The organism is Streptomyces milbemycinicus (assembly GCF_002154605.1).
Lineage (GTDB): Bacteria > Actinomycetota > Actinomycetes > Streptomycetales > Streptomycetaceae > Streptomyces > Streptomyces milbemycinicus.
In genome coordinates this window covers 1-9,287 of the sequence record NZ_MUNE01000590.1, presented here as the reverse complement: position 1 = coordinate 9,287, position 9,287 = coordinate 1, and the positions used below count along the sequence as shown (strand labels likewise).

10 protein-coding genes are annotated in these 9,287 nt (G+C 70.5%); 8 read left to right on the top strand and 2 right to left on the bottom strand.

Annotated elements, in window-relative coordinates; genetic code table 11:
* Window positions 1–164, bottom strand: a 164-nt coding sequence (locus tag CCN51_RS60290) for a putative T7SS-secreted protein (RefSeq protein WP_158104738.1), incomplete at its 3' end; no start/stop codon positions are given.
* Window positions 165–412: 248 nt separating this feature from the next.
* On the bottom strand, window positions 413–901 hold the full coding sequence (locus CCN51_RS39535; RefSeq protein WP_014174716.1) for a glutathione peroxidase: 489 nt from the start codon (window positions 899–901) through the stop codon (window positions 413–415).
* Between the two features lie 122 nt (window positions 902–1,023).
* Here CCN51_RS39535 and CCN51_RS39530 point away from each other — a divergent pair, with 122 nt between their 5' ends.
* From CCN51_RS39530 to CCN51_RS39495, 8 genes are all read left to right on the top strand, one after another.
* Window positions 1,024–1,569 carry a hypothetical protein gene (locus tag CCN51_RS39530; RefSeq protein ID WP_014174717.1) on the top strand — a complete coding sequence of 182 codons (546 nt, stop codon included), beginning with the start codon at window positions 1,024–1,026 and terminating at the stop codon, window positions 1,567–1,569.
* A 42-nt stretch (window positions 1,570–1,611) separates the two neighbouring features.
* The gene (locus tag CCN51_RS39525; protein ID WP_086860675.1) at window positions 1,612–2,772 is read left to right on the top strand and encodes a phosphorylase family protein; all 1,161 of its coding nucleotides are present in this window, start codon (window positions 1,612–1,614) and stop codon (window positions 2,770–2,772) included.
* Between the two features lie 225 nt (window positions 2,773–2,997).
* The gene (locus CCN51_RS39520; protein WP_014174718.1) at window positions 2,998–3,774 is read left to right on the top strand and encodes a hypothetical protein; all 777 of its coding nucleotides are present in this window, start codon (window positions 2,998–3,000) and stop codon (window positions 3,772–3,774) included.
* Window positions 3,743–3,958 carry a hypothetical protein gene (locus tag CCN51_RS39515; protein ID WP_014174719.1) on the top strand — a complete coding sequence of 72 codons (216 nt, stop codon included), beginning with the start codon at window positions 3,743–3,745 and terminating at the stop codon, window positions 3,956–3,958. Before CCN51_RS39520 ends, CCN51_RS39515 begins: the two co-directional genes overlap by 32 nt.
* Window positions 3,959–4,159: 201 nt before the next feature.
* A complete protein-coding gene (locus CCN51_RS55295) occupies window positions 4,160–4,345 on the top strand; it encodes an effector-associated domain 2-containing protein (RefSeq protein ID WP_338000815.1) in 186 nt (61 codons plus the stop codon).
* Window positions 4,346–4,431: 86 nt separating this feature from the next.
* The gene (locus CCN51_RS39510) at window positions 4,432–5,817 is read left to right on the top strand and encodes an NsdA family TPR-like regulatory protein (protein ID WP_014174721.1); all 1,386 of its coding nucleotides are present in this window, start codon (window positions 4,432–4,434) and stop codon (window positions 5,815–5,817) included.
* A 656-nt stretch (window positions 5,818–6,473) separates the two neighbouring features.
* Entirely contained in the window at window positions 6,474–7,955 is a 1,482-nt protein-coding gene (locus CCN51_RS39500) for a VMAP-C domain-containing protein (protein WP_014174723.1), read from the top strand.
* On the top strand, window positions 7,952–9,160 hold the full coding sequence (locus CCN51_RS39495; protein WP_014174724.1) for an AAA family ATPase: 1,209 nt from the start codon (window positions 7,952–7,954) through the stop codon (window positions 9,158–9,160). Before CCN51_RS39500 ends, CCN51_RS39495 begins: the two co-directional genes overlap by 4 nt.
* Window positions 9,161–9,287 lie beyond the last annotated feature (127 nt).

Below are 9,287 nucleotides of genomic sequence, written 5' to 3'. Positions count from 1 at the left end.
TCGACGTCCGCGCCCAGCGCGTTCGCGGCCGAGTCGGACGTACGCCGGAGCCAGTCGGCCCCGCCGGACCAGCCCATGTCGTCCAGCCGGTCGGCGGTGAAGTCGCCCGCCCCATCGATGGCCTCGCCGACGTTCTCCACCTGGTCGTCGACGAAGCGCTGCACCGGATCAGGTATGAAATCCCCGAGTCCCACCGCGTGTACCCCCGTACGTGTGCTGGTGCCGCGATGAGCCTACTTGCGCCGGGGGCTACCGAGAACGCGCAGGCCACGGGTTTGAGCAGGTTCTGAGGAAGCGGGTACGCGACCGGCACGCGGGGACGGTGTCCCCGCGGGCCGGCGAGGGGTTTCGCCCGGTGTGAGGGGGTTCGCCCGGGGTGCGGTGGTTGCCCAGCCGCCGGTCTCCCGGACCCTCAGCGCGGCAGCTGCGCCTCGATCGCCGCGACGACCTCCGCCGCCTCCGGCTCGGTCCGCGGCCGGAACCGGGCGACGACCTCACCGCGCGGCGAGACCAGGAACTTCTCGAAGTTCCACTGGACGTCGCCCGCCTCGCCCGCCTCGTCCGCGGTCTTCGTCAGCTCGGCGTACAGCGGATGCCGCCCCTCGCCGTTGACCTCGATCTTCTCCATGAGCGGGAAGGAAACCCCGTACGTGGTCGAGCAGAAGCTACGGATCTCCTCGCTGCTCCCGGGCTCCTGGCCGGCGAACTGGTTGCAGGGGAAACCCAGCACGGTGAAGCCGCGCTCCGCGTAGCGCTGCTGCAGCCGCTCCAGGCCCTCGTACTGCGGGGTCAGCCCGCACTTGGAGGCCACGTTGACCAGCAGCAGCGCCGCGTCCTGGTGCGCGCCGAGGGTGGTGGGCTCGCCGGAGAGGGTGTGCAGGGGAATGTCGTACAGACTCATCGGTGCAACTCGCCTTCGTCGTTCCGTCGGTGCATGGCAAATCTATGCGCTGCCGTCGGCCGTCTGCGGTTACGCTCGGTGGTCCGGGGCATCAGGGCGCGAGAGCTCGTCGAGGGGGATGTGTGTCACGGGACGAGGAAACCGTCGTCGGCAGGCTGCTCATCGTGGAATACGAGCAGGTGAAGGAAGAACAGCGGGCGCGTATCGGGTTCCGGGACAATCTGCTCTACGCCACGCTCGCCTCCATGGCGGCCATCATCACCTTCTCGCTGCAAGGCGGCGGCCGGCCCGAACTGCTTCTGCTGCTGCCCCCGGCCTCGGTGCTGCTGGGCTGGACCTATCTGGTCAACGACGAAAAGATCTCGGCCATCGGCCGCTACATACGCCAGGACCTCGACCCACGGCTGGCCACGCTGGCACCCGACCGGACGCGGGTCTTCGGCTGGGAGACGGCCCACCGCGACGACCGCCGCCGGATCTCCCGGAAGCGGCTGCAACTCGCGGCCGACCTGCTGCTCTTCGCCGTGGCGCCGATCGCCGCTCTGATCGTCTACTGGACCAACGGCCCGGCCAAGGCACCGCTCGTCGCGATCTCGGTGGCCGAAACCCTGCTGATCGCGGTGTTGACGGTGCAGATCGTGCTGTACGCGGATCTGCACCGGCCCTGACAGCATGGAACCACTTGGACATGCGCGACCTAGGGGGACAAGGTGTGGTCTGACGGGGACGGGGGTCCGGCGGGCGGCGCGCGGGCGGAGGCGGTCATCCTCACCGCGCTCGAGGTGGAGTACCGGGCCGTACGGGCGCATCTGGAGGAGCTGCGCACCGTGGCGGCCGAGCGGGGGTCCCTGTTCGAGGTGGGCGTCTTCCGTGAGGGCCACCACCCCGGCACCTCGGTCGCGATCCATATGACGGGCCCGGGGAACCCGGGCGCCGCGGCCCTGGTGGAGCGCGCCTCGGCACTCTTCGCCCCGCGGACCCTGCTGTTCGTCGGGGTGGCGGGCGGCCGCAAGGACGTGGGCCTGGGGGATGTGGTGGCCGCGGAGGCGGTGTACGACTACGAGACCGGCAAGGACACCGAGGACGCCTTTCTGCCCCGCCAGAAGACCCATCAGCCGACCTACGACCTGGTCCAGCTGGCCAGGATGATCGCGGCCGGCGACGAGTGGCAGCGCGGAATCCGCCCCGCCGGGGGCGGCGCCGCGCCGCGCCCGAGGGCCCATGTCAAGCCCATCGCGGCGGGCGGCCGGGTGGTGGCCCACCAGCGCTCGGAGGTCGGCCGCCGGCTCACGGCGGGCGCGGGCGACGCGGTGGCGGTGGACATGGAGGGCTTCGGCTTCCTGGCGGGCGCGTACGTCAACCGGCAGGTCGACGCCCTGGTGATCCGCGGCATCTCCGATCTGCTCGCCGACAAGGACGAGGCACACGACGAGCACTGGCAGCCCGTAGCCTCCCGGCACGCGGCGGCGTTCGCCTTCGAACTCCTCCGCCGGCTGCCCGCGCTCGCGGCGAAGCGGACCCCCGAGACTGCCCCGGCCGGCCCCGCGGCAACGACCTCCGCCACGGCCTGCCCCACCGCTGCTGCCCGCAAACTGAAGATCCGTGAACTGGGCGAGCTGGCTGATCTGTTGCTCGCCGTTCCGGGGCTGACGTCCCCCACCGCCTGGCAGCAGCTGCTGGACGAACTGCCGGGCGTCGGCACGCAAGTGGCCCGGCAGTCGGCGAGCCGGACCGAGGCGCTGGCCCTGCTGCGCACCTGCGAGGCGTACGGTGCGTGGGACGCCCTGGCGGACGTCCTCACGGTCATCGCGCCGGACGCCCCGGCCACGGCGGAACTGATCGCTCGGCTGAAGCTGCTCGGCCTCGGCTGACCGCCGCGCGCGAGGGGCTGTGGCTGCCCGCGTGCGTGCCGGTTCGGGAGCGCTGGATGGACATGGTCCTCGTCGTGGACTCCAGCAGCTCCATGGTGGTGTGGCGGCAAACGGTCGGGCGGCTGGTCACCATCCTCGTCCTGACCGACGGCATCGGCGGCCGCGTGGGCCGACGACACCGGCAAACAGGCGCTGGGCCGCTGGGCCCGGCACGCCACGGTCGCCGTGCTGCATGTGCTGAACCAGGGACACTGGCATCACACCGGGCTGATCCCCGAGCGGGTACGGGTACGGGTGCCCGAACCGGGCGCGCCCAACGGCACCTGGCAGCGCGCCGACGGAGCCCCCTGGCCCGGGGGCGAACCCCCGGTGCCGATGCTGGAGCTCGAAGCGCGGTGGCTGCACCGCTGGGCACAACTGGTGACCCAGCCGTCCACTCGCGGCCGTCACACCCTGGCGCTGCTGCCGGGGATACCCGCAGAACGCTGGGAGCGGGAACCCGAACCCACCGCCCGCGACCGGGTCTTCCGCTTCCGTGCCACCGCGTCTCCGAGCGCCTTCAGACTGGCCTCCCGGCTGGCAGCCGCCCCGCTGAACATCCCGGTCATGGAATTCGTCCAACGCATGCACGAGCCACAGGACGCCCTCAACCACCCCTCGGGGACCCTGCCCGAGCTGCCCGAGACCGAGCGGCTCCTGCCGTACATGCGCGTCCAGGAGAAGGTCTACCAAGCCCTCTCGGGGCCCTACCTGGAGGGCGCACGGACGTTCCACGCACGCGCCGCGCTCGCTCAGCAAGCGCTCGGCCGCTCGGGCGAACGCGGTGCCGGACCAGTCGAAGACCCACCACATGGGGGAAGTGCGGTGAGTAACGCCAAGATGTCGCGATCCAAGCCAACCTCCCCCAAGGGCGAACGCCCCCGTCGGCGCATGCGGCTTCCCGAATGCCTGAACCCGAAGGAGAAATCCGATGGCCCCCGATCCGACTACCCCGCACCGTGATGACCGGAATCACGACATACGGGTGTACCTGCTGTTGCTTGCCCTGGCGATGATCCTGATCGTCGTCACAGCTCTGGCCTACGTCACCTACCGGCACCCGGCCCTGACCGGCCCGCTGGGGGTCGGCTGCGCGGCTGCCGCGGTGCTGGTGACCGGGCTCGGATTCGCCGTCACGAGGCGATGAAGCGTCGACTCCCCGGCCGCGCTCGCCTCGCGCTCTCCGATACCGCTGGATGTCATCGCCATGTGTACACGCCCAGCTACTGGCCACCACCGACACTGAACAGCCACATCGCACAGCACGAAGCAGCCAAATAGACACCATACGCGCCCACGCAGATACCGGTAGTCACCACGGCGCCAGACGACTTGGCAGGCTGGCGAACTGCCGGGCGTCGGCACGGCGGTGGCCAGGCAGTCGGCGAGCCGCGCGGAGGCGCTGCCCCTGCTGCGCACCTGCGAGGCGTACGGCGCGTGGACCCAGCTGGCGGACGTCCTCGCGATCATCGCGCCCGACGCCCCGGCCACGGCGGAACTGATCGCTTGGCTGAAGCTGCTCGGCCCGAGCTGATGTCGGCCATGCCCCTGGTCGTCCCAAGCGGCGCCGGAGTCTGCGCCGTCCGGCACGAATGTGTGCCGTCTGACGAACATCAAGCCATGGACGAATGCGAAGCCCGCCGCAGCAGTTACCCGCTCACGATCCCCGACGCGCTCTTACACAGCGAGGCCATGCAACGCGCCTGCGCCGCCCGCGACTTCCAGGAGATCTTCCGCCTCGTCAACCGGCGCACCGGTTCCAGCCATGCAGCGATGGCAGCAGCCATCGGAAAGATGACCAGCTCGCGCGTCAGCGACATCATCAGGGGCGTCCGAGGTATCCGGGGACAAGAGGTCATCGCACGGGTTGCCGACGGCTTCGGCGTCCCAGGCGAAATGCTGGGCCTGCCGACACGCCCGTGGGAGGGTTCCCCGGAAAACGGCGGTGCGTCCGATCGATTCGGCGCGGTAACCCAGTACTTTGATAACACGGTCGAAAGCGGTGGAGAGGAGGACACGGACGTGGATCGACGACGCTTTCTCGGCGCGGCAGCGGTGGCCGCGACCGGTGTCGTGCCCCTGCCTGGCATCGCGGAGGCACGGCAAGGGATCAACGCCGCGTTGACCGGCTCCAACGCCGGCGATCTGGCCTACCTTGACGAGGCATTCGAGCGGCATCGCGGAGGGTATCGCGGTCGGCCGCCGGCAGTCGTCCTTACGGAGATGCGAGGAGACCTCGATCTGCTGCGGGATGTTCTGGGCCGTCCGCACCAGGCTGCGGTACGGGCGGATCTGGCCCGCACCGCAGCCGGTATCACCGGGCTGGTGGCGATCATCCAGCATGACCGCGGTGACCAGCGTGACTCACACGGTTGGTTCACCACCGCCGAGCAGGCAGCCCGCGAGTCGGGAGACCGCCACATGCTCGCTTGGACGCTGGCCCGGTATGCGATGGTCCCGCTCAACTACGGCGCCCCACGAGCAGCGGCAGAACTGGCCGCCAAAGCCCGTGCCGAGGCCGGGCGGAAGCCCTCCGCGTCGGCGGCACTGGCCGCCGCGGTCACCGCACGGGCTCTGGCGGCAACCGGTGACCAGCAGGGGGCTCTCCGTGCGGTTGCCGACGCGCGTTCCGCCGCCGAGCAATTGGACGGCTCACAGGCTGCCGACACGTGGTTCGGCTACCCGTACCAGAAGCATCACGTACACCTCTCGCAGGCGTTCACCCTTATGGGCCAAACGCGCGAGGCGTACGCAGAACAGGCGGCAGCGCTCGCCCTTACCAGTTCATCGTCGGTGATGACTCGGGCCCTGCTCACAATGGACGAGGCGACCTGTCTGTCTGCGGACGGGGATCCCCTTGGCGCGGCCGACGTGGCCGTCGCCGTCTGGGAGGAGTTGCCGCAGGAGTACCAAGGCGGCCTGGTCCGTTCACGAGTCGAAGCCCTGCACCAGACGCTCTCCGGCACCGCTCGGGCCAGAGTGGGTGACGCGCTCGCCGGGCGGTGACCGACGGACGCCGCCGACGACGAGCCGAACAACGCCTTCCCCGCTGCGTATCGGCCCCCACGGAGCGACGATCGCACCCTGGGCTTCGTCTGTCCCTTTACCTTTCGTGGCCCCGGGCTCGGGGACCCCGTCGTCATCCCCGGGCGTCTCGGCCTGACCGCTGGAACACGCGCTGACCAGCTGCGGAGCTGAGCAGACGAGCGGGCGCGCGGGCTGTCGCTGACCTCGCTGCGCCAGCAGGTGGGGTGCGGGAGGCGCTGCGCACCGGCCGCCCCTGCCGTGGCTGGCTCCTGGTCTTCGACAACGCGGAGGAACTGGATACGGTACGCCCCTTCTTCCCCTCCGGCGGCCCCGGCCGCATCCTGGTGACCTCCCGCAACGCCCAGTGGTCCCGGGCCGCCCGCAGGGTCGAGGTGGACGTCTCGGCTGAAGCTGCCCGGCCTCGGCTGACCACCGCGCGCCCCCATGACCTGCCATATCACCGACCACCACCGTGTGACGGGCGCGACTCTCGCGCCTCACGGGGTGTCAGATGAAGAGTTCCGGGCATACAAGTTGGTCCGGAGTCCGGGCCGGGCGGGGACCGCCTGTGGCAGGGTCTCCGGCATAGATCACCGGCGGCGGGGACCGGTGATGGGGGCACGGGAGGTTCATGCATGGCGGCCACGGGGGAAGGCGGCCTGAGACTGGTCCAGCATCTCGTCACGGCGTTGAAAGAGTTCCGGTGTCTGATGGAACCGGACTCCCGTGAGCTGTGTCTGGAACTGGTCGCCAGGGAACTGGATGAGGTGCTGCCCGTCCGCAACCACCGGGTGACCAACTACTTTCTGGTGGAGCTGGCCAAGGAATGTCTGGACAACGAGCGCTTCATGTGGGCGCTACGCGGGTCGCTCGCGATCCTGGCCCCGGACGCGCCCGCCATGACGCGGCTTGACTGCGTCATGGAGCAGATGACGGCCCGTCCGGCGCTGCCCACGGACGCGACCGAGCGGCTTCGCTCACTGCTCGAAGGGCTGGAGGTCGCGCAGCTGACGCGGCTGTGCCAGGGCGCGGCGGGGCCGCTGCAGGAGGTGCCGCCGGTCACCGGCGCCTGGCACGCCTTCGAGACCCTGAGCCGGATGAACGCCCGGCCGGACGGCCTGCCGCCCAACCTGGCCCTGGTGGAGTACCTGGCCGCGTCGGCCCGGCCGCTGGAGCTGGCCGACCGCCTGCGGAGCTGGGCGGACGAGCAGGCGCGCGAGCTGTCGCTGAAGTCGCCGCTGAGGTCGCTGCGGCAGCAGGTGGGGCACGCTGCCCCCGCCGAGGCGATCGACGCCTATCTGGTGATCCAGCTGCTGCCGCAGGACGAGCCCGGCCGGTACGAGCTCTCCTCGTGGCACGCCTACGACCCGACGGGTTGGTACCCGATCCGCGGCCCGGTCAGCAACGTCACCGCGGCCACGGCCGAGCGGGCCGTGCAGGACCTGGTGCGCGAGGCCACGGCGGAGTGGGAGGACGCCCACTGCATCCATCTGGAGTTCGTCCTCAGCGCCGAGGACCTTCATCTGCCGGTGCATATGTGGCGCCATGAGCTGGACAGCGACTTCCCCACCCCGCTGTGCGACACCTACCCGGTGGTCGTACGGAGCCTGGAGCGCAGCCAGAACAGGCACTGGTACCGCCCCTGGAAGAAGCGGTGGCAGACCTTCAGCTCCCAGCCGGAGCGGTCCCGGCACCTCGTCGTCGACGGGCCGGATCCGGACAGTCCGCCCTCCGGTGACCCGGGCGCTCTGCTGGCCCGGCTCAACGCGGACGAGCATGTGGTCGCCCTGGTGCTGAACGCGCCGCCGGGCGCGAGCCAGGAGGGTAGCCGACAGGCCTCGGCGGCGTGGCGGGCGGGCATCCCCGTCGTCGTATGGGACCGGCGGCACCCTCGGGATCCGGACTTCGCCCATCACTTGAGACAAAAGGCCACCGGGGACCTGGCACGCGTCCGCGAAGCCGTGAAAGAGTTGCGAGTGGAGTCCCAAGGGTTAGCCTCCGCGGAACGCGAACAGCACCTTGGGCAACATGTCATGCTCGTTTGGGACGACCCGACCCGTCCCGTGGAGACGCAAGGACGGTTGGCGGGGCCGGACGAGGGGGTGGGCAGTCGATGACCGACGCAGGGCCTACGAGTCGGCACAACGGACACGCGAACGGCGATCCGGGTTCCACCTCCCGCGTCGGCCCGTCGTCGGCCGGCGTCCCCCGCCCCTGGTGGATCTATCAAGGCACCGGCCGCCCGCTGCACGACGTCAGCCTGGAAGAGATCCTTCCGCCGCCCCCTCCGTGGCGCACCTTCAACGGCGTCTCCGCGGGCCCCCCGGACGGCATCGAGGCCGTGGCGCGGGAGTCTTCAAACGAGGTATTACAGAATCGCGAAGGTGAGGCGCCGACCGAGCCGCCCGCCCCGCCCGAGGACGAGCAGGACGCCGCCCGGCGGCTCGGTGCCGCTCCCCTGGGCATGCGGTCGGAGCCGGAAGAGGCCGACGTCGTCAACGCGGCGCTGATTTTGCGCCGTCCCCTTCTGGTCACGGGCCGCCCGGGGACGGGTAAGTCCACGCTGGCGTACCGCATCAGCAGAGAGCTGGGGCTCGGCCGGGTGCTGCGCTGGCCGATCACCACCCGCACCACCCTGCGGCAGGGTCTGTACGACTACGACGCGGTCGGCCGGGTGCACGCCGCGGCGGCCGGACAGGCGGCGGACGCGGAATTACACGAGCCCGGGCCGGAGGACATCGGGGACTTTCTCCAACTCGGCCCGCTGGGCACGGCGATGCTGCCGCACCGGCTGCCCCGCGTCCTGCTTATCGACGAATTCGACAAAAGCGATATCGACCTGCCCAATGACCTCCTCGACATCTTCGAGGCGGGCGAATACGCCATTCCCGAGTTGGTGCGCATCCGCAGCCGCCGCCCCGCCGTCCGGGTGCTCACCGACGACCCCGACCGCAGCACCGTCATCGCCTCCGGCCGGGTGCGCTGCCGCGCCTTCCCCATCGTCGTCATCACCAGCAACGACGAGCGGGAATTCCCGCCCGCTTTTCTCCGCCGCTGTCTGCAGCTGCGGCTGCCCGACCCGGACGCCGACCGGCTCGCCGCGATCGTGGCCGCGCACCTGGGCCGGGCGGACGATCCGCGGGCCCTGGATCTTGTCCAGATGTTCCTCGAACGCAGCCGGCTCGAAGGCGGGCTCGCGGCCGACCAATTGCTCAACGCGGTGTACCTGGTGACGTCTCAGGCCCAGGTTCCGGGTCCCGAATGGGAGGAGCTACTGCACGCCGTCTGGCACCGGCTGGATGCAGCAGGCCCAAAGCCATGACACACGACCCAGCCGACGGGTCCTCCGAGCGCGGCCGGCCGGACCTCGACTGGCAGCAGATCGCCGACGCGTTATGGCTCGCGGTCTGCAAGGCGGAGACCGACCGCGAGGCCGCCCGCCCCACCCC